The organism is Pseudomonas fluorescens (genome assembly GCF_001307155.1).
Classification (GTDB): Bacteria; Pseudomonadota; Gammaproteobacteria; order Pseudomonadales; family Pseudomonadaceae; genus Aquipseudomonas; species Aquipseudomonas helvetica.
On the sequence record NZ_CP012830.1, the window covers coordinates 1,357,501 to 1,382,608 of the forward strand.

At 59.6% G+C, this 25,108-nt stretch carries 23 protein-coding genes (1 of these 23 cut by a window edge); 14 read left to right on the forward strand and 9 right to left on the reverse strand.

Annotation, left to right across the window (positions count from 1 at the left end; all coding sequences use genetic code 11):
• Positions 1-1,253, reverse strand: partial view of an aspartate aminotransferase family protein gene (locus AO353_RS06085; RefSeq protein ID WP_054594142.1) — the 5' portion only. 97 nt of this gene lie to the left of the window's left edge; the window shows 1,253 of its 1,350 coding nt (coding positions 1-1,253); the start codon lies at positions 1,251-1,253; its stop codon lies off the left edge, out of view.
• A gap of 138 nt (positions 1,254-1,391) precedes the next feature.
• Between AO353_RS06085 and AO353_RS06090 the strand changes: the two genes are divergently transcribed.
• The 6 genes from AO353_RS06090 (at position 1,392) to AO353_RS06115 (ending at position 7,662) form a co-directional block, all read left to right on the forward strand.
• Complete coding sequence (locus AO353_RS06090) at positions 1,392-2,312, forward strand: LysR family transcriptional regulator (protein WP_054594143.1); 921 nt, start codon at positions 1,392-1,394, stop codon at positions 2,310-2,312.
• A 109-nt stretch (positions 2,313-2,421) separates the two neighbouring features.
• A complete protein-coding gene (locus AO353_RS06095; protein ID WP_054594144.1) occupies positions 2,422-3,072 on the forward strand; it encodes a TetR/AcrR family transcriptional regulator in 651 nt (216 codons plus the stop codon).
• A gap of 11 nt (positions 3,073-3,083) precedes the next feature.
• Positions 3,084-3,665, forward strand: a complete 582-nt coding sequence (locus tag AO353_RS06100) for an IMPACT family protein (RefSeq protein WP_054594145.1) — start codon at positions 3,084-3,086, stop codon at positions 3,663-3,665.
• 614 nt (positions 3,666-4,279) lie between these two features.
• Positions 4,280-4,966 carry an SDR family oxidoreductase gene (locus AO353_RS06105; protein WP_054594146.1) on the forward strand — a complete coding sequence of 229 codons (687 nt, stop codon included), beginning with the start codon at positions 4,280-4,282 and terminating at the stop codon, positions 4,964-4,966.
• 230 nt (positions 4,967-5,196) lie between these two features.
• A complete protein-coding gene (locus tag AO353_RS06110) occupies positions 5,197-6,555 on the forward strand; it encodes an 8-oxoguanine deaminase (protein WP_054594147.1) in 1,359 nt (452 codons plus the stop codon).
• Between the two features lie 153 nt (positions 6,556-6,708).
• The gene (locus AO353_RS06115) at positions 6,709-7,662 is read left to right on the forward strand and encodes an adenosine deaminase (protein ID WP_054594148.1); all 954 of its coding nucleotides are present in this window, start codon (positions 6,709-6,711) and stop codon (positions 7,660-7,662) included.
• 130 nt (positions 7,663-7,792) lie between these two features.
• On the opposite strand, the gene AO353_RS06120 is transcribed toward AO353_RS06115, so the two are convergent.
• The 3 genes from AO353_RS06120 to AO353_RS06130 all read right to left on the reverse strand — a co-directional run bounded on the left by AO353_RS06120 (position 7,793) and on the right by AO353_RS06130 (position 11,288).
• On the reverse strand, positions 7,793-9,172 hold the full coding sequence (locus tag AO353_RS06120; RefSeq protein WP_054594149.1) for an MFS transporter: 1,380 nt from the start codon (positions 9,170-9,172) through the stop codon (positions 7,793-7,795).
• A gap of 134 nt (positions 9,173-9,306) precedes the next feature.
• Positions 9,307-10,041: an ArsR/SmtB family transcription factor gene (locus tag AO353_RS06125; RefSeq protein ID WP_054594150.1), complete on the reverse strand. Its 735-nt coding sequence runs from the start codon at positions 10,039-10,041 to the stop codon at positions 9,307-9,309.
• Between the two features lie 317 nt (positions 10,042-10,358).
• Positions 10,359-11,288, reverse strand: coding sequence for a LysR family transcriptional regulator (locus tag AO353_RS06130; protein WP_054594151.1), 930 nt, complete (start codon positions 11,286-11,288; stop codon positions 10,359-10,361).
• Between the two features lie 115 nt (positions 11,289-11,403).
• Here AO353_RS06130 and AO353_RS06135 point away from each other — a divergent pair, with 115 nt between their 5' ends.
• Positions 11,404-12,417 (forward strand): zinc-binding alcohol dehydrogenase family protein, encoded by a 1,014-nt coding sequence (locus AO353_RS06135; RefSeq protein WP_054594152.1) that lies wholly within the window; start codon positions 11,404-11,406, stop codon positions 12,415-12,417.
• A 148-nt stretch (positions 12,418-12,565) separates the two neighbouring features.
• Entirely contained in the window at positions 12,566-12,736 is a 171-nt protein-coding gene (locus AO353_RS31315) for a hypothetical protein (RefSeq protein ID WP_173859962.1), read from the forward strand.
• 1 nt (position 12,737) lies between these two features.
• Here the strand turns inward: AO353_RS31315 and AO353_RS06140 are convergent, their stop codons facing one another.
• Positions 12,738-13,931, reverse strand: coding sequence for a multidrug effflux MFS transporter (locus tag AO353_RS06140; RefSeq protein WP_054594153.1), 1,194 nt, complete (start codon positions 13,929-13,931; stop codon positions 12,738-12,740).
• Positions 13,932-14,025: 94 nt separating this feature from the next.
• Positions 14,026-14,223 carry a heavy-metal-associated domain-containing protein gene (locus AO353_RS06145; RefSeq protein ID WP_054594154.1) on the reverse strand — a complete coding sequence of 66 codons (198 nt, stop codon included), beginning with the start codon at positions 14,221-14,223 and terminating at the stop codon, positions 14,026-14,028.
• A 146-nt stretch (positions 14,224-14,369) separates the two neighbouring features.
• Between AO353_RS06145 and AO353_RS06150 the strand changes: the two genes are divergently transcribed.
• From AO353_RS06150 to cueR, 3 genes are all read left to right on the forward strand, one after another.
• Positions 14,370-14,747: a hypothetical protein gene (locus AO353_RS06150; RefSeq protein WP_054594155.1), complete on the forward strand. Its 378-nt coding sequence runs from the start codon at positions 14,370-14,372 to the stop codon at positions 14,745-14,747.
• 170 nt (positions 14,748-14,917) lie between these two features.
• Positions 14,918-17,314: a heavy metal translocating P-type ATPase gene (locus AO353_RS06155; RefSeq protein ID WP_054594156.1), complete on the forward strand. Its 2,397-nt coding sequence runs from the start codon at positions 14,918-14,920 to the stop codon at positions 17,312-17,314.
• Complete coding sequence (gene cueR, locus AO353_RS06160) at positions 17,311-17,724, forward strand: Cu(I)-responsive transcriptional regulator (protein WP_054594157.1); 414 nt, start codon at positions 17,311-17,313, stop codon at positions 17,722-17,724. The genes AO353_RS06155 and cueR overlap by 4 nt, the downstream gene beginning before the upstream one ends.
• On the opposite strand, the gene AO353_RS06165 is transcribed toward cueR, so the two are convergent.
• The gene (locus tag AO353_RS06165; protein ID WP_237142964.1) at positions 17,678-18,913 is read right to left on the reverse strand and encodes an MFS transporter; all 1,236 of its coding nucleotides are present in this window, start codon (positions 18,911-18,913) and stop codon (positions 17,678-17,680) included. The genes cueR and AO353_RS06165 overlap by 47 nt on opposite strands.
• A gap of 233 nt (positions 18,914-19,146) precedes the next feature.
• On the opposite strand from AO353_RS06165, the gene aroQ reads away from it, so the two are divergent.
• A complete protein-coding gene (aroQ, locus tag AO353_RS06170; protein ID WP_054594159.1) occupies positions 19,147-19,587 on the forward strand; it encodes a type II 3-dehydroquinate dehydratase in 441 nt (146 codons plus the stop codon).
• A 5-nt stretch (positions 19,588-19,592) separates the two neighbouring features.
• On the forward strand, positions 19,593-20,447 hold the full coding sequence (locus tag AO353_RS06175) for a shikimate dehydrogenase (protein WP_054594160.1): 855 nt from the start codon (positions 19,593-19,595) through the stop codon (positions 20,445-20,447).
• Between the two features lie 66 nt (positions 20,448-20,513).
• Here AO353_RS06175 and AO353_RS06180 read toward each other — a convergent pair whose 3' ends face one another.
• Both AO353_RS06180 and quiC read right to left on the reverse strand, forming a co-directional pair.
• On the reverse strand, positions 20,514-21,191 hold the full coding sequence (locus AO353_RS06180) for a TetR/AcrR family transcriptional regulator (protein ID WP_054594161.1): 678 nt from the start codon (positions 21,189-21,191) through the stop codon (positions 20,514-20,516).
• 101 nt (positions 21,192-21,292) lie between these two features.
• Positions 21,293-23,194, reverse strand: coding sequence for a 3-dehydroshikimate dehydratase QuiC (quiC, locus tag AO353_RS06185; RefSeq protein WP_054594162.1), 1,902 nt, complete (start codon positions 23,192-23,194; stop codon positions 21,293-21,295).
• Positions 23,195-23,775: 581 nt separating this feature from the next.
• Here quiC and AO353_RS06195 point away from each other — a divergent pair.
• The gene (locus AO353_RS06195) at positions 23,776-25,089 is read left to right on the forward strand and encodes an MFS transporter (protein ID WP_237142965.1); all 1,314 of its coding nucleotides are present in this window, start codon (positions 23,776-23,778) and stop codon (positions 25,087-25,089) included.
• The last annotated feature ends 19 nt before the right edge of the window (positions 25,090-25,108 follow it).

Consider the following 25,108-nt stretch of genomic DNA (forward strand, 5'->3'; position numbering starts at 1 on the left):
CCGCCGAAGCGCACATAGAAACCCGCCTTCCACAGCGCCATGCCCGCCTCGAATGGACGCACGATAGCGTCGCCATCGCGCGCAGCGATCTGGATCGCACCGGCCAAGCCGTAGTTACGGATGTCGATGACGTTCTTCGAGCCTTTCAGACCGTGCAGCGCATTCTCGAAATGTGGCGCGACTTCGGCCACGCTCTGCACCAGGTTTTCCTTTTGCAGCAGGTCGAGTGCCGCGAGGCCGGCAGCGCAAGCCACCGGGTGCGCGGAATAGGTGTAACCGTGCGGGAATTCCACTGCGTATTCCGGCGTCGCCTGGTTCATGAAGGTCTGGTAGATCTCCGAACTGGCGATCACCGCGCCCATCGGGATCGCGCCGTTGGTAACTTGCTTGGCAATGCACATCAGGTCCGGGGTCACGCCGAAGCTGTCAGCACCGAACATCGAACCGGTACGACCGAAGCCGGTGATGACTTCGTCGAATACCAGCAGGATGTTGTGCTGGTCGCAGATTTCGCGCAGCCGCTTCAGATAACCCTGAGGCGGAACCAGTACACCGGCAGAACCGGCCAGTGGCTCGACGAACACCGCAGCGATGTTCGAGGCGTCGTGCAGTTCGATCAGTTTGAGCAGCTCTTCGGCCAAGACGATACCGCCCTCTTTCGGCATGCCACGGGAATAGGCGTTGCTCGCCAGCAGAGTGTGCGGCAGGTGGTCGACGTCCATCATCGCCTGACCAAACAGCTTACGGTTGCCGTTCACGCCACCCAGGCTGGTGCCGGCGATGTTCACGCCGTGGTAGCCACGGGCACGACCAATCATTTTGGTCTTGGTCGACTGACCTTTCAGACGCCAGTAAGCGCGGACCATCTTCACGGCTGTATCAGCGCATTCGGAACCGGAGTCAGTGAAGAACACGTGATTCAGATTGCCCGGGGTCAGCTCGGTGATTTTCTCGGCGAGCTGGAACGACAGCGGGTGACCGTACTGGAAGCCCGGCGAGTAATCGAGGGTGCCCAACTGTTTGGCCACCGCTTCCTGGATTTCCTTGCGGGTATGCCCTGCGCCGCAGGTCCACAGACCTGACAGCGAGTCATAGACTTTACGGCCCTTGTCGTCGATCAGGTAGCTGCCTTCAGCGGCAACGATCAGACGCGGATCGCGCTGGAAATTGCGGTTGGCGGTGTACGGCATCCAGTGGGCATCGAGCTTGAGTTGGCTGGCCAGGGAGACCGGGGCGTTTTCAGGCACGTTCATGAGCAAAACCTCGCAGGGCAATAAGCGGCGTAGGGATTAAAAGCGTTCTTGCAGCTAAGTTGCCACGACGATAAAGTCGGTGAAATCCAACTTTTCTAACCTTCAGTCAGCCAATCACTAAACTTTTGAGTAAAAAGCATGAGCAGCCGCCGACCCGATCCACTGGCGCAAGTCAGTGACTTTGATATCCGCCTGCTGCGGATCTTTCGCAGCGTGGTCGAGTGCGGCGGCTTCTCCGCAGCGGAAAGTGTGCTCGGGATTGGACGCTCAGCCATCAGCCAGCAAATGAGCGATCTTGAACAACGACTGGGTCTGCGCCTGTGTCAGCGTGGTCGAGCCGGGTTCTCGCTGACCGAAGAGGGCCGCGAGGTCTATCAATCGGCGTTGCAGCTATTAAGTGCGCTGGAAAGTTTTCGCACCGAGGTCAACGGACTGCATCAACACTTGCGCGGTGAATTGACCATCGGCCTGACCGACAACCTCGTCACCCTGCCCCACATGCGCATCACCCACGCACTGGCGCAGTTGAAAGAGCGTGGGCCGGACGTGCAGATTCAGATCCGCATGATCGCGCCCAATGAAGTCGAACAGGGCGTGCTCGATGGACGCTTGCATGTCGGCGTGGTACCGCAGGCCAGCGCCTTGTCGGGGCTTGAGTATCAGCCGCTGTACAGCGAGCGTTCGCTACTCTACTGCGCGGTCGGCCATCCATTGTTTTATGTCGACGATAAACAGCTGGACGATGAACGCCTGAATAGTCAGGACGCGATCGCTCCGACCTTCCGTCTACCGGCCGAGATCCAGGCGCATTATCAGGCGCTCAACTGCACCGCCAGCGCATCGGACCGCGAGGGCATGGCGTTTCTGATTCTGACCGGGCGCTACATCGGTTACCTGCCAGACCACTACGCCAGCCTGTGGGTGCAGCAAGGTCGCTTGCGCGCGCTCAAACCCGACACCCGTTTTTATGACCTGAGCCTGGCTTCGGTCACACGCAAGGGGCGGCGCCCGCATTTGGTACTGGAAAGCTTCCTGGAAAGCCTTGCGGCGACTCGATAAACCGCATGAAAGGCCCAGCTTTGACGCTTTTATCGCAACAAGGCTTGTCGGATTCCTGTGGGTGCGCTATCAACGCACGGTGCACCCACTGACCCGCTCGGAACCGCCCATGACCTTTGAAGTCCCAGCCCACGCAGGTAAGCCTGCCAGCCGCATTCGTCAGAAGAACGAAGAGGCGATCCTCAAAGCCGCCGAAATCGAATTCGCTCGTCACGGCTTCAAGGGCACCAGCATGAACACCATCGCGCAGAATGCCGGGCTGCCCAAGGCCAATCTGCACTACTACTTCACCAACAAGCTTGGGCTGTACATCGGGGTGTTGAGCAACATCATTCAGTTGTGGGACAGCACCTTTAACACCCTTACTGCCGAAGACGATCCCGCTGAAGCGCTGACCCGCTACATTCGCGCCAAGATGGAATTCTCCCGCCGCCAGCCGCAAGCCTCACGGGTGTTCGCCATGGAAGTCATCAGCGGTGGTGAATGCCTGACCGAGTACTTCAATCAGGATTACCGCGCCTGGTTCCAGGGCCGCGCGGACGTGTTTCAGGCCTGGATCGATGCCGGCAAGATGGACCCTGTAGACCCGGTGAACCTGATCTTCCTGTTATGGGGCAGCACCCAGCATTACGCCGATTTCGCCACGCAAATTTGCCGCGTCACCGGTCGTACCAAACTGACCAGGCAGGACATGGAAGATGCCAGCAATAACCTGATCCGTATCATTCTTAAAGGCTGCGGCCTCACCCCAGCCATTTAAGACCTTCAGCCATGCCTTTTACCCTCGCAGGCGTTTGCGAATACCGTGAAGAGATTCGCAAAAGCCGCTTCATCGCCCTCGCGGCACCGATCACCAGCGCTGCCGAGGCGCAGGCGTTCATCGAACAGCACAGCGACCTGAACGCTTCACACAATTGCTGGGCCTGGAAACTCGCCGATCAGTACCGCAGCAGTGACGATGGCGAACCGGGCGGCACTGCTGGCCGGCCGATACTCGCGGCGATTGAAGCGCAGGATTGCGATCAGGTCGCGGTCGTGGTGATTCGCTGGTACGGCGGCATTCAACTGGGCACTGGCGGTCTCGCACGGGCCTACGGCGGCAGCGCCAATAAATGCCTGCAAGGCGCCGAGCGGATTGCCCTGATCAGCCGGGTGCCGATTCGTTGTGCCTGCGGCTTTAGCGAATTGGCGCTGGTCAAACTGCGCGTCGCGGAGCTGGGCGGGTTGGTGGTGGAAGAAACCTTCACCGCCAATGGTGTGGAACTGCAACTGGCCATCGGTGAGACGCAGATCGATACCTTGCAGCGTCAACTGGCGGATTTGAGCCGTGGGCGAATTTTGTTGCAACGTTGAAAACAGATCAAAAGATCGCAGCCTGCGACAGCTCCTGCAAGCGATCCTGTTTCGCCCGTAGCGCTGCGATCTTTTAGGGCATTGGCGCCATGCCAACATTTCCGACACTTGCCCACAACCGCTGTGCACCCGACTGTGGATAACCTGAGCACACAGCGCTGTAACCCTTCCGCCACGTGGCTTTGCGGCCATTGATCACTTTTCGCTCAATTGGCCATCCACGGGTTCAATTCCACCGCAAAACAAACAGTTAGAGCGGTATATCACCATTAGAAGAAAGCCTTACAGTGCTTATTCCCGGGTTTCTGGCTTGCGCACAAATACTGTGGAGCAACCTGTGGATAACCCGTTCATGGCTGGCTCAGTCGCATAGCCGGCATAGCCTGCAGCCGCATGGTCATTTTTTAATCAGATTACCCCGAGCAAAATTTGCACCCGATCCTGCAACTCGCCCTTAAGTAGTGCCTGACCCCGAATCTAACTTCTGCATTTGATCGTCCAACGTCTGGGCTTTACGCTTGGTGAGATCGGTGAGTTACGCCAGGAACTGCAACAACGGCTAGGACAGCATTGTCCATTGAATCCATGACCCTCTTTTATCAAGGAAGCCACTCATGTCTACGGTAAAAACCGCACTGATCATCGGCGCCTCACGAGGCCTCGGCCTGGGACTGGTGAAAACCCTGCTGGCCGACGGCTGGCAAGTCACCGCCACGGTGCGTAACCCACAGAACGCCGAAGCGTTGCAGGCACTGGGAAAGGTACGGATTGAAAAACTCGACATGGACGATCAGCAAGCGGTGATCGCCCTCAGCCAACAACTCAAAGGCCAGGTGTTCGACCTGTTGTTCGTCAACGCCGGCGTCAAAGGCCCGGAGGTGCAGACACCCGGTGGCGCGACGCTGGCCGAAGTGGGTCAATTGTTCTTCACCAACGCCGTGGCGCCCATCAATCTGGCCCAGCGCTTCGTCGGGCAGATCCGCGAAGGCAGCGGTGTACTGGCGTTCATGAGTTCGGTACTCGGTAGCGTGACCATGCCTGATGCACCAGAACTGGCACTGTACAAGGCCAGCAAAGCGGCGCTGAACTCGATGACCAACAGTTTCGTCACACAGTTGGGCGAACAGAAACTGACCGTTTTGTCGCTGCATCCAGGCTGGGTGAAAACCGACATGGGCGGCGAAGGCGCGGACATCGATGTCGACACCAGCACTCGCGGGCTGGTCGATCAAGTGAACGCCTATGCCGGCAAGGGTGGGCATCATTTTGTGAATTACCGGGGTGAAACGATTCCCTGGTAATGCTTGCCTGACAGGACGTCATCGCGGGCAAGCCTTGCTCCCACACGATTTGTATTAATCCCGGAGCCGGGATACGACACATGACCTGTAGGAGCAAGGCTTGCCCGCGATAGACCGCGAAGCGGTCTCCACGTAAACTCTGAACTTCGCCCCCCACGGCGACCCTGGATCAGCAGACAGGGCAACACTGAGCTGGCGAACCTGAACCCAACTTTCAGAGGAGCCGGCAAATGCCTGCGACCCGTATCTGGTTAAAAAATCCCCTCGCGATCTTCACGGCCAACGACCTCGATGCCCGTGGTGGCCTGGTGCTGCAAGACGGTCTGATCGTCGAAATACTCAAGCAAGGCCAACAACCCGCGACGCCCTGTGGACAAGTCTTTGATGCCCGCGAGCATGTGATCCTGCCGGGACTGATCAACACCCACCATCACTTCTATCAAACCCTGACCCGCGCCTGGGCACCGGTGGTCAATCAGCCGCTGTTCCCCTGGCTGAAAACGCTTTACCCGGTGTGGGCCCGACTGACCCCTGAAAAACTCGCACTGGCGACCAAGGTGGCCCTGGCTGAATTGCTGCTGTCGGGTTGCACCACTGCCGCCGACCACCATTACCTGTTTCCCGAGGGGTTGGAAAACGCCATCGACGTGCAAGTCGAAAGCGTCCGTGAACTCGGTATGCGCGCCATGCTGACCCGTGGCTCGATGAGCCTCGGTGAAAAGGATGGAGGCCTGCCGCCCCAGCAAACCGTGCAGCAAGGCGAAGTGATTCTCGCCGACAGCCAACGCCTGATCGCCGAGTACCACGAACGTGGCGAAGGCGCGCAAATCCAGATCGCCCTGGCACCCTGCTCGCCGTTCTCGGTCACGCCGCAAATCATGTCGGCCAGCGCCGAACTGGCGAACACGCTCGATGTGCGCCTGCACACCCACCTTGCTGAAACCCTCGACGAAGAAGACTTCTGCCTGCAACGCTTCGGCCTGCGCACCGTGGATTACCTGGACAGCGTTGGCTGGCTCGGCCCACGCACCTGGCTGGCGCACGGCATTCACTTCAACCCCGACGAAATCGCCCGACTCGGCGCGGCGGGTACCGGCATTTGCCATTGCCCGAGTTCGAACATGCGCCTGGCATCAGGCATTTGCCCAACCCTGGAATTAACGGCTGCCGGCGCACCGCTGGGCTTGGGTGTCGACGGTTCGGCATCCAACGATGCCTCGAACATGATCCTCGAAACCCGTCAGGCGCTGTACCTGCAACGGCTGCGTTATGGCGCAGAGAAAATCACCCCGGAGCTGGTGCTGGGCTGGGCCACCCAGGGTTCGGCGAAGCTGCTCGGTCGCAGCGACATCGGCGAACTCGCGGTGGGCAAGCAAGCGGATCTCGCGTTGTTCAAACTCGATGAGCTGCGCTTCTCCGGCAGCCATGACCCGATCTCGGCATTGCTGTTGTGTGGCGCGGATCGTGCAGACCGGGTGATGATCGGCGGCAAATGGCGAGTGATCGACGGGCAAGTCGAAGGGCTGGACCTGAAAGGCTTGATCGCCGATCACAGCCAGGCGGCACGGCAGTTGATCGCCGGCATCTGACCGGACTCCATTGTAGGCAAGGGCTGGCCCTTGCCTACGTTGCCGACACCCAGGCTTATGGGGTGGCTGGATGAACCGACCGGTCAGGTTTTGCTAATTGTTTCTACAGGCATCTGTAGAATGCTCACTATCTGTACCTGATGAGAAAAGAATATGTACGACTGGCTGAACGCCCTGCCCAAGGCAGAATTGCACCTGCACCTGGAAGGCTCGCTGGAGCCTGAGTTGCTGTTCGCCCTGGCCGAACGCAACAAGATCGCCCTGCCGTGGAGCGACGTCGAAACCCTGCGCAAGGCGTATGCCTTCAACAATCTGCAAGAGTTCCTGGACCTGTATTACCGGGGCGCCGATGTGTTGCGCACCTCTCAGGATTTCTACGACCTGACCTGGGCCTACCTGTTGCGTTGCAAGGCGCAGAACGTGATTCACACCGAACCGTTCTTCGATCCGCAAACCCATACCGACCGTGGCGTGCCGTTCGAAGTGGTGCTTAACGGCATCGCCAGCGCGTTGAAAGACGGTGAACAGCAACTGGGCATCACCAGCGGCTTGATCCTCAGTTTCCTGCGCCACTTGAGCGAAGAAGAAGCCCAGAAAACCCTCGACCAGGCGCTGCCGTTCCGTGATGCGTTTGTCGCCGTCGGCCTGGACAGTTCGGAGATGGGCCACCCGCCGAGCAAGTTCCAGCGCGTGTTCGATCGCGCTCGTCATGAAGGTTTCCTGACCGTTGCTCACGCTGGTGAAGAAGGCCCGCCGGAGTACATCTGGGAAGCCATTGACCTGCTGAAAATCCAGCGTATCGACCATGGCGTGCGCGCCATCGAAGACGAGCGCCTGATGCAGCGGATCATCGACGAGCAGATCCCGTTGACCGTTTGCCCGCTGTCCAACACCAAGCTGCGCGTGTTCGATGACATGTCCCAGCACAACATTCTCGACATGCTTGAGCGTGGGGTGAAGGTTACGGTGAACTCGGATGACCCGGCGTACTTCGGTGGTTATGTCACCGAAAACTTCCATGCGCTGTATACCCATTTGGGCATGACCCAGGATCAGGCCAAGCGCCTGGCGCAGAACAGCCTGGATGCACGGTTGGTCAAACCATAAGACCGCCATCGCGGGCAAGAGCTAGGCGCCCCCCCTGCTCCTACAGGAGATGTGTCGTATCCAAATTCCGCGATAGACACAAATATTGTAGGAGCAAGGCTTGCCCGCGATGAACGATAACGCGGTCGAACTACCCCGCGACCACTTCGCTCAACTCTTCCAGCGTCTTGCCCTGCGTTTCCATTCCGAACAGCCAGACCACGCCCGCGGCAATGGCGAAACACATCGCACCCAAAGCGAACACCCCGCCCTGCCCCGTTATCGGGAACACCAGCCCGGTGACCAATGGCCCGAGCAACGAGCCGACCCGGCCAATCGCCGAAGCAAACCCGGAACCGGTGGCTCGCGCCGAAGTAGGATAGAGCTCCGGGGTGTAGGTGTAGAGCACGGCCCACATGCCGAACAGGAAAAACTGCATCAGCAGGCCCGAACTGATCAACAGGCTGACGTTGCCGCCAAACACCGCGCTCTGCCCATACAGAAACGCCATCACCCCACCACCGAGCAAGGTGATGATGCACACCGGCTTGCGTCCCCAACGCTCCACCAGCCAGGCAGCCATGAGAAAACCGGGAATCCCTCCAAGGGAAATCAGCACGGTGTAATACACCGACTGAGTCACCGCAAACCCCGACTGCTGCAGCAATGCGCTGAGCCAGGAAGTCAGGCCATAGAAGCCAAGCAAGGCAAAAAACCAGACGCTCCAGATCATCATCGTGCGTTGGCGGTACAAAGGTGACCAAATTTCATTCAAGGCCGAAAGAAAGTGCCCCGGACGACTCTCGATTCTGGGCAAACGAATCGGCTCCGGCAGATCGGCGCTCCCCAGCGAGGTCCGCACCTTGTCTTCAATGCGCAGCAAAACCTTGTCCGCTGCCGCGTGATGCCCGGCCTGTTCCAGCCAGCGTGGTGACTCGGGAATGAAGAAGCGAATCGCCAGGACAAACACCGCCGGCACCGCCAGTACCAGGAAGATGTCGCGCCAGCCAACCAGCGGTAACAGAAAGTAAGACAGCACGCCCGCTGCGACAAAACCCAGCGGCCAGAAGCCATCCATCAACGCGATGTAGCGCCCGCGCCGTTTGGCCGGGATCAACTCGGACAACATCGATTGGGCAATCGGAAACTCCATACCCATGCCGATTCCCAGAAGCACTCGAAACAGTGTCAGCGTCTCGACGCTTTGTGCCGTAGAACAGAGGTAACTGGCGATGCCCCACAACACGATGCTCCACTGAAACACCGGTTTGCGCCCGAAGCGGTCGGCAAGCATCCCGGACAAAGACGCGCCAAGCACCATGCCGAAGAAGCTCGAACTGGCCAGCAGCCCGGCTTGCGCCGTGCTCAGAGCGAACTCGGCTTTGATCGACCCCAAGAGGAACGTCATCATTGCCAGGTCCATGGAGTCGAAGAAAAACGCCAGGGCAATGATGATGAAAATGATCCGGTGATAACCGCTGATGGGCAGTCGTTCCAGACGTTCTGCCGCGCTATAGCCTTGCGTTTCCATGCCGTATCCCCCATTCGATAATCCCCGAATCGAGTGTGCGGGATCGCCTGGGGTCACTATTGCTGGATACGACCTGGCCACAGCTCTGAGCGACGTCTGAAGCCTCTGGCCACAGACGTCGATTTCAACTGTTGCTAGAGCGCCATTTCCAACTCGGCCTCTTTGGCGAACTGATCGATTTCACGCTGACCGGCCGCGGTGATCTGCAGAACACGCGTGTCGCTGGGTAGATTCAACCAGCCGGACTGCATGAACAGCTGCAATACCGCCGCCCCCAGAGTGCCGCCCAGATGCGGTCGGCGCTCGCTCCAGTCAGGGCAGGCACGGACTACTCGGGAAGTGCTGTGGGCCAGGGCCTGAATGAACACGCCGTGGGTTGCCAGCCGATTGGCGCCTTTGTGGGTCACGATGACACGCTTGTCCAGCTGTTCGATCCAGCCGGCATCGAGCATTCGCTGATACAGATCGGCTGCCAGGCTTCCCCCCAGATGGTCTTCACAGAGCCTGGCCCGAAGCAATGACGAAGGCGCCGTACGCGCTTTCGTCGATGGACTGGTGCGCTTGAGCAACTCTGGAACCTTGCCTGGCAGACTGGCCAGAGTGGCGCTGGCCAGCGCTTCAACTGCTGCACCGATTTCGGGAGCCGCAAGCCGGAAAAACCGCTTGCGCCCACGCTCCTCGACTTTCAACAGTCCACCGCTGGACAAGCGCCCCAGGTGCGCATTGGCCGATGACGGCGACAAGCCTGCCAGCAATGCCAACTCCTCGGATTGCCGTGCAGTACCGTCCATCAAGGCCCACATCATCGCGCTACGCTTTGGGTCTGCCAGCAACGTGGCTATCTGGCTGATGCAAGGTGCATGTTCCATGTATTCACTCCCTGTTGAATCATTTGTCTGCTGCTCTGGGACATCTTGACCAGTAATGTGCTGCCGGCCAAGGCGTGAAAACCGCCAAAAGCCGGGCGGTATAACCAACGGATGCGACGAACCTCTTCGAAAACCCCGACCGGGCTCAACAACGATCAGCACAGCGTCCAACCGCTTTGAGCAAGACATCGCAACGTCGCCGACAACGGTGCGACTCCAGGCAGGCACTAGTATATGCGCGATGATCTTCGGTTCCTGCCGGCCGGAAGCTTTCGGAGGTGATAGTTCCTGCCAGAATTTTCCCTATTTGCGTGCGACTACTCGCCCGCACCGATCATTGCTGGCGATTGAGCCGACAATTGGGCACATCGTGACTTGAGCATTTCACTCAGCAGGTTCACCGGCTTACTTAATTGAGCGCGATGGGCGCACAGTAAATTCAGCGGTGCGCGCTCGCAGACCAGCGCCGGCATCAGCACTTTCAAGCGCCCGGCCAATACATCGCCGGCTACATCCAGCCAGGACTTGTAGGCAATTCCGGCACCGGCCACTGCCCACAGACGCACTACGTCCGCATCATCACTGAAGCGATCACCGCTGACGGTCAGGCTCATCTCCCGTTTGCCATCATGAAAGCTCCAGTGCTCGTGAACCCGGCTGCCCAGCATGTACAACAGGCAATTGTGCTGGGCCAGTTGCTCCAGCTGGCGCGGTTCACCATGCCGTGCGAGATACTCCGGGGAGGCACACAGCACGCGACGGTTGTCCGGGGCGATCGGTAGCGCCACCAGGCTTGAGTCTTCCGGCTCCCCATAGCGCAGGGCAATGTCCACCGGTTGGCGGAACAGGTCGGCAATCCGGTCGCCCAACAGCAGGCGTACCGTCAGTTTTGGATGCTCGCGCTGGAACTCGTCCAGCCACGGCAGCAGCAAATTGCGACCGAAGTCCGAAGGTGCCGACAGTTGCAATACGCCGCTGACCTGATCCTGTCCGCTGGCCAGCAAACGACGTCCTTCATCCAGATTGCTCAGCGCCGCGCGGGCATATTCCAGGAAGCCTTCGCCCTCTGCGGTCAGACGCAGACTGCGAGTCGAACGCGCCAGCAACCGCGCGCACAATTGCTGTTCGATCCGTTTCAACGCGGCGCTGGCCACTGCCGGCGACAGGTCCATGACCCGCGCCGCTGCAGACAGACTGCCGAGGTCCGCAGCCCGGACGAACAACTGCAAGTCATCGAAACGCAGCATCAACTCACCTGCATTATCAAAAAAATATTGAAAGATACTGTTCTTTTAGCCGGTTTTATCTTCAAGAGAAATCACCAATCATCCATGCCATCAAATAACCCGTGAGAAGTCCCCCATGAAAGCCATCGCCTACTACCGTTCGCTGCCCATCAACGATCCAGAATCGCTGCAGGACATCGAACTGCCCGAGCCGGTTGCAGGCCCACGGGATTTGCTGGTTGAAGTCAAAGCCATCTCGGTCAATCCGGTGGACACCAAGGTTCGCCAGAATGTCGCGCCCGAAGATGGCGCGGCAAAAGTGCTGGGCTGGGATGTGGCCGGCGTGGTCAAGGCGGTCGGCAGCGACGTCAGCCTGTTCAAGCACGGTGACAAGGTTTACTACGCGGGCTCCATCGCGCGCGCAGGTGGCAACAGCGAACTGCATGTGGTGGACGAGCGCATTGTCGGCCATATGCCAACGTCACTGAGTTTCGCCGAGGCCGCCGCGCTACCGCTGACCGCGATCACCGCGTGGGAGCTGTTGTTCGAACGCCTGCAAGTGCGCGAAGGCAAAACCGCTCAAGGCCAAAGCCTGCTGATCGTCGGTGCTGCGGGTGGCGTGGGCTCGATCCTGACTCAACTGGCCAGCCAGCTCACCGCACTGAAGGTCATCGGCACTGCCTCACGCCCGCAGACCCAAAGCTGGGTACGCGAACTGGGCGCAGACCTGGTGATCGATCACAGCCAACCGCTGAGCGAAGAGCTCAAGCGCGCCGGCCACCCTCAGGTGACACACGTTGCCAGCCTGACCGAAACCGACCAGCACTTCGAACAACTGGTCGAAGCCCTCGCGCCTCAAGGCAAGCTTGCGCTGATCGATGATCCGAAGGCACTCGACGTGACCAAGCTCAAACGCAAGAGCCTGTCGTTGCACTGGGAATTCATGTACACCCGCTCGCTGTTCGAAACCGCCGACATGCTCGAACAGCACAAGCTGCTGAACCGGGTGGCCGAGCTGGTCGACGCGGGCACATTGAAAACCACGGTCGGCGAACACTTCGGCACGATCAACGCGGCCAACCTGCGCCGCGCCCATGAACTGCTGGAAAGCGGCACGTCCAGGGGCAAGATCGTCCTCGAAGGCTTCTAGGGTTTTAGATGACGGTGTGTTCGGCTTGCTGTTTCAGAAACGACGCACACCGTCAGTCCGAGGATTTGATCCGCGTCACAAATCCGCTTTGATTCAGGTCTACAATCGAGCTTCCCGCAATGCAGTCTTTTAGGTGAGGAAGTCAGCAATGAAGATCCTGATAAAAGAATTGGCAAAATCCCAGTGGCAGGTCCGCCTGGACAACCACGCGGTGAACTTCCGCAGTGAAGCCGAAGCTCGCGCTTTTACCTCGACCCTCGAGGCTCGCTTGCAAGCCCCTCATCAACTCCCCCAACGTCAGCAACGAGCAACCGGCTGACTCAAGTCGCGGCTTGCGCTGCCCGGGCAACTTGCAGCCGACGGGTGAGCATCGCGACGCTCACCACTAATATTGCGCACAGGCTGATGACCATCGCCATCGGCATCGCTGTGCCGTCGTGCAGCACGCCAACCAACGCCGCCGCGCCTGCGGCAACGCTGAACTGCAAGCAACCGAGCATCGCCGAAGCGCTGCCTGCGCGCGCGCCCTGTCCGCTCATGGCACACGCCGATGCATTGGGAATGATGCAACCCAGGCTTGCGATACAGATGAACAGCGGGATCAGCAACGGCCACAAATGTTCGGTATGCAGTGAACTGACCGCCAGCAAGCTCAGGCCGGCAGCCAGATAAATCCATACGGTGCGCGCCAGCAAAAAGGCCGGGCCGCGTTTGGAGAGCAACCGGGCATTGACCTGCGCCACCAGAATGAAGCCCGCGGCGTTGGTGCCGAACAACCAGCCGAAGTGTTCGGCCGGAACACCGTAAAGCTTGATGAAGACGAAAGGCGAACCTGCAATGTAGGCAAACATCCCGGCGATCGCGATGCCGCCGGTCAAGGCATGTCCGAGAAAGATCCTGTCCGACAGCAGCCGGCCATATTGACGCAGAGCACCCGACAACGGCTGACGCGGTTGATTGGCCGGTAAACTTTCCGGCAGGCCCACGGCAACCGCCAGGGCGGACAATGCGCTGAACACCGTTAAGGCGATAAAGATCGACTGCCAGCCATACAGGTTGACCAGCAGACCGCCGAGCATTGGCGCAAGAATCGGTGCCAGGCCCATCACCAGCATCAGTTGGGAAAAGACTTTCGCCGAACCCACTGCGTCGCACTTGTCGCTGACCACCGCGCGGGAAATCACCATCCCGGCGCAGCCGCCCAACGCTTGAAGGAAACGTGCCGCGATCAGCCACTCAAGGCTCGGCGCAAACGCGCACACCAGCGATGCCAGGGTGAACAGACCGACACCCACCAGCAATGGCATGCGCCTGCCGAAGCGATCGGCCACCGGCCCATAAGCCAACTGACCAATCGACAGGCCGAGAAAATAAGCTGCCAGGGTCAACTGAACGTGTTTTTCATCCGTGCCGAAAGCGGCCGCCATGGCCGGGAAGGCTGGCAAATAGAAATCGATAGCCAGCGGCCCGAAAGCGCTCAAGGCGCCAAGAATCAGAATGGTGCGGAGGTTCATCAGGCGTCCAGTTTTACGTCAGTCGACAGCACGACAGTCTAACTGCGCCTGGACGCCTTGAACATTCCGATAGGTCGCTAACTATTAAAAAGGTTCAGGCCAGCGTGACCGCGTAGCCTTCTTCGCTGATCAGGCTGATCACCTGCTCTGCCGACAACGCGCTCTCGACACCGACTTCCTTCGCCGCGAGGTCAACCCGGACACTGGCCGCCGGATCCTTGGCTTGCAGCGCCTCGGTAATGGCCCGAACACAGTGACCGCACGACATTCCTTGAACGTTGAATACTTGCATGAGACAGCTCCTTTGATGAGGTTGAAACCAGTCTTGAGCTTGCCACTATGGCAAGGTCAAGTTCTGCAGTGATCTGCCGGGCTGGCAATCGTCGCCGCGCTCGGCCAAGCTTCGCCATCAATGACTCAAAAGCAGGAGATGCAGCCATGCGCTGGTCAGCTTTCAGCCTATTCGGCATGCTCAGTCTTTTCGCCGCCGCGCCCTCGGCCAGCGCCGAAGACTATGGTGTGTTGATCATTTCTCGCGAGCGCCTGGAAGTCGCGACCTCGTGCGAGATTGGCGTGTACATCCAGGATCAGCTGTCGGCGCGGTTGTTCCAGGAACAAAGCACCTCATTCAATTTGCCGCCGGGCAACTACTCCTTGCGGCTCAAACTGCTGCCCGGCCAGGCGCCAGGTTGCAGTGCCGGGATGCTCGCCCCGGGTTCGCAGAACATCACGCTGAGGGCGGGTGACCTGTTGAAATTCCGCATCGCCATGAATCAGCAAGGGATGTACCTCAAGCCCGCCGCGCTGGGGTATTGATCCCCCCACGGTTCCGTAGGAGCAAGGCTTGCCCGCGATAAACGATGACGCGGTTGGCCTGCATGACCGCGTTGCCTGCATCGCGGGCAAGCCTTGCTCCTACATGGCGCTTGACCTTGCCCGCATGGCAAGGTTGATCCTGTAGGTCATCTCTACAGGGAGTAAGACCGATGTCCGATTCCACCACCTTCGATCTGCCGATATCCGGCATGACCTGCGCCAGCTGTGCCGGACGTGTCGAGCGTGCGTTGAGCAAAGTTGTCGGTGCCAGTGCCGTCAGCGTCAACCTGGCCACCGAGCAAGCGCGCGTCCAGGCCCCCCGCGACAGTTTGCCGGCACTCATGGAAGCGGTGCAGCAGGCCGGATACAGCGTGCCGGCACACAGCCTCGAATTGAGCATTGGCGGTATGACCTGCGCCTCGTGTGTCGGTCGGGTCGAACGTGCCTTGAATAAAATCGCCGGGGTGAACAGCGTCAGCGTCAACCTGGCTAACGAACGCGCGCACCTCGAACTGCTCGGTCAGATCGATCCGCAGGTGTTGATCGATGCGGTAAGCAAGGCCGGTTACACCGCCAGCGTCTGGCAAGCCGAGCAATCCACCGATAACGATCAAGTGCAGCGTCTGCGCCGTGAGCGCTGGAGCCTGCTGCTGGCAATCGTGCTGGCCTTGCCACTGGTGCTGCCAATGCTGGTGCAGCCGTTCGGCCTGAGCTGGATGCTCCCGGCCTGGGTGCAGTTTGCGTTGGCGACCCCAGTGCAATTCATCTTCGGTGCACGCTTTTATGTCGCCGCGTGGAAGGCCGTTCGCGCGGGCGCCGGCAACATGGACCTGCTGGTGGCCCTGGGCACCAGCGCCGGTTATGGCTTGAGCATTTACCTGTGGGCCACCGCCAGTGCCGGTAGCATGCCGCATCTTTATTTCGAAGCTTCGGCGGTAGTGATCGCGCTGGTGTTGCTCGGCAAATACCTCGAGAGCCGCGCCAAACGCCAGACCGCCAGCGCCATTCGCGCCCTTGAAGCCTTGCGTCCTGAACGGGCAATTCAAGTGATCGACGGCCGTGAACAGGACGTCGCCATCAGCGCGTTGCGCCTCGGTGACCTGGTGCTGGTCAAACCCGGTGAACGTTTCCCGGTGGACGGTGAAGTGATTGAAGGCCAGAGCCATGCTGACGAAGCGCTAATCAGCGGTGAAAGCCTGCCGGTGCCCAAACATCCCGGCGACAAAGTCACTGGCGGCGCAATCAACGGCGAAGGCCGGCTGCTGGTTCGGACTCAAGCGCTTGGCGCAGAAACCGTGTTGGCGCGAATTATCCGTCTGGTCGAAGACGCCCAGGCCGGCAAGGCACCGATTCAAAAGCTGGTGGATAAAGTCAGCCAGGTGTTCGTCCCCGTCGTGCTGCTTTTAGCGCTGGCAACCTTGATCGGCTGGTGGCTGTACGGCGCACCGCTGGAAACCGCGGTGATCAACGCAGTCGCGGTGCTGGTGATCGCCTGCCCTTGCGCCCTCGGCCTGGCCACGCCGACCGCGATCATGGCCGGGACCGGTGTGGCCGCGCGCCACGGCATTCTGATCAAGGACGCCGAAGCGCTGGAGCGCGCCCATGAAGTCAGCGTGGTGGTGTTCGACAAGACCGGCACACTGACGTCCGGCACGCCGCGCATCGCTCACTTGCGTGCCATCGACGGCAACGAAGCAACTCTGCTGCAACAGGCCGGCGCCCTGCAACGTGGCAGCGAGCACCCGCTGGCCAAAGCCGTGCTGGATGCCTGCACCGAGCGTGACTTGCCGGTGGCCGATGTCAGCGCCAGCCAATCACTGACCGGTCGTGGCATTGCCGGCGCGCTGGACGGTCGCCAATTGGCGCTGGGTAATCGCCGTATGCTGGAAGAAAGCGGCTTGAGCGCCGGTCTCTTGAGCGACTCCGCCAACGCCTGGGAAGCCGAGGGTCGAACCTTGTCATGGCTGATCGAGCAAAGCCCCAAGCCGCGGGTGCTCGGCCTGTTCGCCTTTGGCGACACCCTCAAGCCTGGCGCGCTGCAAGCGATTGAGGAATTGAACACGCAACACATCGGCAGTCACCTGCTGACGGGTGACAACCGTGGCAGCGCCCGAGTGGTTGCACAAGCACTGGGCATCAGTAACGTTCACGCCGAAGTGCTGCCGGCCGAAAAAGCCTCAACCGTCACTGAGCTGAAAAAAACCGGCGTCGTGGCGATGGTCGGCGACGGCATCAACGACGCTCCGGCGCTGGCAGCGGCGGATATCGGCATTGCCATGGGCGGCGGCACCGACGTGGCGATGCACGCAGCCGGGATCACCTTGATGCGCGGCGATCCTCGCCTGGTACCAGCAGCGCTGGAGATCAGCCGCAAGACCTACGCGAAGATCCGCCAGAATCTGTTCTGGGCTTTCGTCTACAACCTGATCGGCATTCCGCTGGCAGCCTTCGGCTTGCTCAACCCGGTGATCGCCGGTGCGGCGATGGCCTTGTCCAGCGTCAGCGTGGTAAGCAATGCTTTACTGCTCAAGACCTGGAAACCGAAAGACCTGGAGGACGTTGAATGAACATCGGTCAAGCGGCCAGACACAGCGGCCTTAGCGCCAAGATGATTCGCTATTACGAGTCGATCGGCCTGCTCAAGGCAGCGCATCGCACTGACAGCGGCTACCGCATCTATGGCGACGACGACCTGCACAGCCTGGCGTTCATCAAGCGTTCACGCGATCTCGGGTTTTCCCTGGAAGAGGTCGGCAAACTGCTGACCCTCTGGCAGGATCGCCAACGAGCCAGCGCTGACGTCAAGGCACTGGCCCGTCAGCACATCGACGAGCTGAACCAGAAAATCCGCGAACTCGGCCAGTTGCGCGACACCTTGCAGGATCTGGTGGAGCATTGTCAGGGCGATCACCGCCCGGACTGCCCGATTCTCAAGGAACTGGCGTCGGGCTGCTGCGCCGAGCCCGCTCGCCCCTGATCGCCAACACCCTCAGTACCAGCAAGGTGCTGAGGGGGATCCCGTGAAACAGCAGCACCACCGCGCCGGGTGCCCACACGTTGTAGAACGGCGCGGCGATCAACATGCCGACGCCGAACCCGGTCATTTGCAGCAAGGTCAGAACGCTGAAAATCGGCAGGCGCAGGCTGTCCGGTTCACGCTGCAAGCGCGACATCAGCCCGACCTCGGAAAAGCCATCCCCCAGGCCCGCCGGCAATGCAAACAGCAGCAAGCCATAGAGGCTCTGTTGCTGGAACATCAGGATGAAGCCGCTGGACATCAACAACACGCCGAAAAAGAACCGCCGCTCCAGGTTTGAGTTTTCCGAGCCTGGCAAGCGGCTGGCCACCCGTGCTCCGATCAACTTGCCACACGCCCACACCGCCAGCATCAAGCCCAGCGTGGTGCTGGCCGACTCGGGTGTCAGCAGTTTGGAAATAATCGGGAAACCCACATTGTGCGCGGCACTGCCGAGGGTGTCGGCCATCGCCAACGCGAGCATCGCAGCGATGACCGGCGAGCTGCACAAGCCTTGGCGTAGCGCGCTCCATTCGTCCCGTTTGTGGGTTGGCTCGGCATTCGGTGCCGGTTTGGAGAGCCGTAACGGCACAATGAATAGTGCCGCCAACAGATAAGTGACGACGTTCAGTGCAAACACCGTTTCGAAGCCGAAACCAGCCACCAACAGCCCCGACACCAGACTCCCTCCAACCATCGCTGCGGACGAAGCCGAAGTGATCCAGGCATTGGTCTTGAGCAGTTGCTCCCCGGCGATCATGTGCGGCAATTGACTGTTGAGGCCGATGGCAAACATCGAGTTACCGAGCCCCAGACCGAAAGCGATCACCGGTAATAACAGCACTTGCTGCGACACCGGTAATACCAGCAACAGGCCTAACAGCCCGGCACGCAGCAGGTCGAAGGCTATCAACGGTAAGCGTCCGCCCCAACGGCGATAAAACATCGTGCCGATCAAACTGGCAAAAACCCCACCGGCCACGCGGCTGGCGAGAAAGATCCCGACGCTCATGGCGCTGTTGCCGAGCATATAAACGTAAGTGGCCAGCGCCACCATATTGAGAAACGCACCGAAGTCCGAGACCAGTCGCGCAGCGATGACCAGTTGGGCGTTGCGGGTGGACTGGTGGGGCGTGGGATCGGTGTTCACAATCATCCTTGAGTGGGTAGCGTTCTGCCTCGGGCTTCCTTCAAGGTCAATTAAAGCACCGCATGGCGGCGATCACACTGACGACAGCGACTGTCCGATCATCGAACACTTATTGTCGTCTTACGCGACTTGCCGCTCAGCTTCAATTGACCAAATTAACCAGCTGGTACAATTTATCTCCACAGGCGGGTCACCTTTGACCCACGCCCACAATAACAATGGAGAACGCCCTGATGTCCCCTATCGTTCTGGTGCTCAACGGCCCGAACCTGAACCTGCTCGGCAGCCGTGAGCCGGCGACGTATGGCCACGAAACCCTGGCCGACATCTCGGCCTTGTGCGGTCGCGCTGGCGAAGAATTCGGCCTGGCGGTGGAGTTTCGCCAGACCAACCACGAGGGCGAATTGCTCGACTGGATTCACTCGGCACGCGGTCGTTGTGCCGGAATCGTGATCAACCCGGCGGCCTGGACGCACACTTCGGTAGCGATCCGCGACGCGCTGATCGCCAGCGAGTTACCGGTGATCGAAGTACACCTGTCCAATGTGCATGCTCGCGAACCGTTCCGTCACCACTCGTTCGTGTCGGCCATCGCCACCGCTGTCCTGTGCGGATTCGGCAGCCACGGCTATCGCCTGGCGCTGGAGCATTTCAGTCAACGCTTGAAGGGATAAGTCACATGTCGCAGAACAACACGGTACTCGCAGGACTCATCGGCGCCGGTATCCAGGCGTCTCGAACCCCGGCGCTGCATGAGCGCGAGGGTGATGCCCAAGGCCTGCGCTACCTTTATCGGTTGATCGACCTCGATCAACTGAAACTCGACAGCGGTGCGCTCCCCGACCTGCTGATGTCAGCGGAACGGATGAACTTTACGGGTCTGAACATCACCTTTCCGTGCAAGCAGGCGATCATCCCGCTGCTCGACGAACTCTCGCCTGAAGCCCGAGGTATTGGTGCCGTCAACACCGTGGTGCTCAAGGACGGGAAACGCATTGGGCACAACACCGACTGCCTCGGTTTCGCCGAAGGTTTTCGTCGGGGCTTGAAGGATGCTGCCCGCGAGCGCGTCGTCCAAATGGGCGCTGGTGGTGCGGGGGCTGCGGTGGCCCACGCGCTGTTGAGCGAAGGCGTGCAGCAATTGAGTATTTTCGACGTGGACGTCAGTCGTGCGCAAAGCCTTGCGAATAATCTCAATCAGCATTTCGGCAGCGGCCGGGCCTGTGCCGGCAGCGATCTGCCAAGTGCGTTGGCGCAGGCCGATGGACTGGTGAATACCACGCCGATGGGCATGGCCAAATTGCCCGGCATGCCAGTGCCGGTGGAGTTGCTACGGGCTGAATTGTGGGTCGCGGAGATCGTTTACTTTCCACTGGAAACTGAACTGCTGCGCAACGCCCGTGCCTTGGGTTGCCGTACTCTGGATGGCGGCAACATGGCGGTGTTTCAGGCAGTAAAGGCCTTTGAGTTGTTCAGCGGCGTGGCGCCGGATGCACAGCGAATGCTCGCGCATTTTCAAAGCATGAATGGTTAACGACCACGGTCTTCTTGATGTTCGTTCCCACGCATGGGAACGATCATCAATCTGCTGGCTTGAGCTTCAGGCCTGCAAATAACGCAGTACTGACTCGCAGATCATCTGGCGATGACGTTGCTTGATCGCTTCATCCGGCAAGTCGATCTGGAAAATCTCACCAAAGGTATGACGGTTCGACACCCGGTAAAAACAGAACGAACTGATCAGTAAATGCACGTCCAGCGGATCCAGCCCGCTGCGGAATACACCCTCTTCGGCACCGCGACGCAGAATCACGCCCAGTGAATCGAGGATCGTATTGTTCATCGCCTTGATCGCTTCGGACTGCTTCACGTACTCGGCGTTGTGGATGTTCTCGATGCTGACGATGCGCACAAAGTCGACGTTGCGGTCATGGTGATCGAAGGTGAATTCCACCAAACGCCGGATCGCCTCACGCGGTTCCAGCTCAGCCAGGTGCAAGCGACTTTCAGTGCTGCGGATATCGCCGTAAAGCTTCTCCAGCACTTCGACGTAGAGCTGCTCCTTACTTCCGAAGTAGTAATAGATCATCCGTTTCGAGGTGTGGATGCGTTCGGCGATAGCATCGACACGAGCACCGGACAGGCCCTGCTGAACGAACTCGACAATGGCTTCTTGAAGAATGTTCTCGCGGGTCTTTTCCGGGTTGTTCTTGCGACTCTTGCGCGGCTCGATCAAGGTTTCGTCGGGCGCGACGGTGAGTTCTGTGGTCATTCTCATTCCGGGCTCATGGCCTTCACTGCACAGCTGGCGATTATGGGCCGCACGCTGCAGTGAAGGAAGCTTCGCCACGACCGTTTACCCCTGCGTTTACCAATTTCCTACAACTTGGCGTGACGCACACCTCCGCTGCGTGATTTCGCCATCGCCGCCAGGCGCACCGCGACGTTGGCCGCACCATATCCGGCATAGCCGTTTTTGCGCTGGATGATTTCAAAGAAGAAGCGCCCTTCAAACGGCTCGGTGTACACATGAAACAGCTCACCGCCCTGAGCGTCGCGGTCATACAGCACGTTGTAATAGGCAAGTTTGCTGAGGAACTCGTCATCGAAATCAAAGCGTGCAGCGAGGTCATCGTAATAATTGAGCGGGATGTCCAGCAGCGGTACGCCGGCCTCTTTGGCGCGACTGACTTCAGCGAACATATCGTCGCAGTCAAAGGCAATGTGGTGCACACCGGAGCCACGATAACTGGACAAGGCGTGAGAGATGGCGGTGTTGCGGTTTTCGGAAATGTTCAGCGGCAAACGGATCGAACTGCATCGGCTGCGCAGCGCGCGGCTTTTCACCAGGCCGTAAGGGTCAGGCAACACCACTTCATCGTCGGCCTCGAAATCCAGCAGGCTCTTGTAGAACAGCACCCAACTGTCGAGGCTGTCCGCCGGCAGCGCCATCGCCATGTGGTCGATCCTTTTCAGTCCACCAGCGGTGGCTGCCGTCGGATGCAGCCGGAAGTCGGTGCCGTAGACATCGGCGTGCTCATCCACCAGATAAATCAGGCTGCCATCCGGCGCACGCACCGCCGCCAGTTCCAGCTCATTGGGGCCGACCAGCCCGCGATAGGGTTGCCCTTTGTACGCCACCGCCCGGGCCAGCGCACTGGCACTGTCCTTGACCCGCACTGCGGTCGCGCACAATGACGGCCCGTGCGCTTCGAAAAAGCTGTGGGCAAACGAATAGGGTTCAGAGTTGAGAATCAGATTGATATCGCCCTGGCGCAGCAGCGTGACGTTCTTGGAGCGGTGCTCACCGGCCTTGACGAAACCCAGTCGCTCCAGCCAATTCGAGAGTTTGGCTCCAAGACTTTCGTCCACCGCGAACTCGAGAAACTCGATACCGTCGTACTCACTGGCCGGCGGCGTGGCAAACAAAATGTCGAGGTTCGGTGTGGGCGTCGCTTGTTGCTGCAAACGCGCTCGGGTCTTCTCTTCCAGATACAGCAAGGAGCGCAGACCATCGGCGGCATTGGCGCGTGGTGGCGCGGCGCGGAATCCGTCGTTGAAAACTTCCAGTGACAGCGGCCCGGTGTAACCACTCTGGATAATCGGCGCGAGAAAACCTGGCAAGTCGAATTCGCCCTGTCCGGGGAAGCAACGAAAATGTCGGCTCCACTCCAGCACGTCCATCGCCAGGATCGGTGCGTCGGCCATTTGCACAAAGAAAATCTTCTCGCCGGGAATATCCGCGATAGCCCGTGGATCACCCTTGAGCGACAAGGTATGAAAACTGTCCAGCAACACGCCCAGATTCGGATGGTCCGCCTGGCGGACAATGTTCCAGACCTGTTGATACGTGTTCACATGCTGGCCCCAGGCCAGCGCTTCATAACCGATCCGCAAGCCACGAGCCCCGGCGCGCTCGGCCAGCAGTCGCAGGTCGTCGACCAGAATCTGCTCATCGCCAACGCTGTCGGCCGAAGCGTTGCTGCACACCAGCACCAGGTCGGTGCCCAGCTCCTGCATCAGGTCGAACTTGCGCTCGGCGCGCTCAAGGTTGCGCGGCAAGCGGTCGCGGCGGCAGCCTTCGAAATCACGGAAGGGCTGAAACAGGGTGATGGCGATGCCCAGGTCAGCGCACATCTGTTTGATTTCACGCGGGCTGCCGTCGTAGTACAGCAGGTCGTTCTCGAAAATCTCCACCCCATCGAAACCCGCGGCGGCAATGGCTTCGAGTTTTTCCGGCAGGGTACCGCTCAAGGAAACGGTGGCAATGGAACGCTGCATGTTTCGACTCCCGGTGGGATGGGTTGATCTTGTTGATTTTGTTCGGGGGAATTATTGAGCTCGCCTGTTCATTGAGCAATTCAAAGTGTACCAACCGGTTAGTTTACTGTGCGATTATCGAACACAATGGCGGTTGGCGAATTGACGATTTTTCGCTCACTGCGCACCATCGGCAGCACATCGATTCCGGTCATGAACCACCGGTCGAAGTGACCAACGACCCAGAACACACCATAAAAAATTCAAAAATCGGGTACACGCTCATGCTTGCATTCAACGCCTTGCTCCGTTGCTCTCTCCTTCACTCCCCGTGCCTGGCGCCCAACCGCCAACCGCCTTCGAACCTTTCTGGCGCCTGCGACCGAACCTGGCCCGCATGCTGAACACGCGCTTTGGTTGCCTCAGCCAACACTGAGCCAACACAAACACTCAGCCGATCAATCATTGTTTTCACCCTGCGCATCTGCGCACCCCGACGATTGATCACGCGCCCATGAAGTCCCGACGAGCCTTGCTTGTCAGTCATTGAACGGATGGCACAGATGATTCCTTCTCAGAGCTCTCACACAGAAAGCGCCCGCATGGCCTCAGGCCTGGGCGTCGCGACCGGCGGCATCGGCGACAAAATTCGTGGCGCCATGGCGGTCGGCAAAACCCGCTGGGGCATGCTGGCGCTGGTGTTTTTCGCCACCACCCTGAACTACATCGACCGCGCCGCACTGGGCGTCATGCAGCCGATCCTGGCCAAGGAAATGAGCTGGACGGCGATGGACTACGCCAACATCAACTTCTGGTTCCAGGTCGGTTACGCCGTCGGCTTCGTGCTGCAAGGCCGACTGATCGACCGGATCGGCGTGAAGCGCGTGTTCTTCTGCGCGGTGTTGCTCTGGAGCCTGGCGACCGGTGCCCATGGCCTGGCGACTTCGGCCCTGGGCTTTATGGTCTGCCGCTTTATTCTCGGGCTGACCGAAGCTGCCAACTACCCGGCCTGCGTGAAGACCACCCGGCTGTGGTTCCCTGCCGGTGAGCGTGCCGTGGCCACTGGCATCTTCAATGCCGGGACCAACGTCGGCGCGATGTTCACGCCGATGCTGCTGCCGCTGATCCTCCATGTCTGGGGCTGGCAAGCCGCGTTCCTGTGCATGTCGGCACTGGGCGGGATCTGGCTGGTGTTCTGGGGCTTGAAGTACTTCAACCCGGAAGATCACCCGTCGGTGAAGCAATCGGAACTGGACTACATCCAGAACGAAGCCGAACCGGAACAGGCACGCGTACCGTTCTCGCGGATCCTGCGGATGCGTGGCACATGGGCCTTTGCCCTCGCCTACTCGATGACCGCGCCGGTGTTCTGGTTCTACCTGTACTGGCTGCCGCCGTTCCTCAATCAGCAATACAACCTGGGTATCAACGTGACCCAAATGGGTATTCCGCTGATCATCATCTATATGACGGCCGACTTCGGCAGTGTCGGCGGTGGCATTCTGTCCTCGTTCCTGATCGGCCGCGGGGTCAACCCGATCAAAGCCCGGTTGATGTCGATGCTGCTGTTCGCCTGCTGCATCATCGGCGTGATCATGGCCGCCGGCTCCAGCAACCTGTGGGTCGCAGTGTTTGCCATCTCGCTGGCCATCGGCGCGCACCAGGCCTGGACTGCGAACATCTGGAGCCTGGTGATGGACTACACGCCCAAGCACATGATGAGCACGGTGTTCGGTTTCGGCGGCATGTGCGCCGCCATTGGCGGGATGTTCATGACCCAACTGGTCGGGCACATCCTGACCATCACCAATAACAACTACACCGTGCTGTTCACCATGATTCCGGCGATGTACTTCATTGCGCTGATCTGGCTGTACTTCATGGCACCGCGCAAGATTCCGAACCTCGAAGACTGACGCTTCCTCTTTCGCAGGC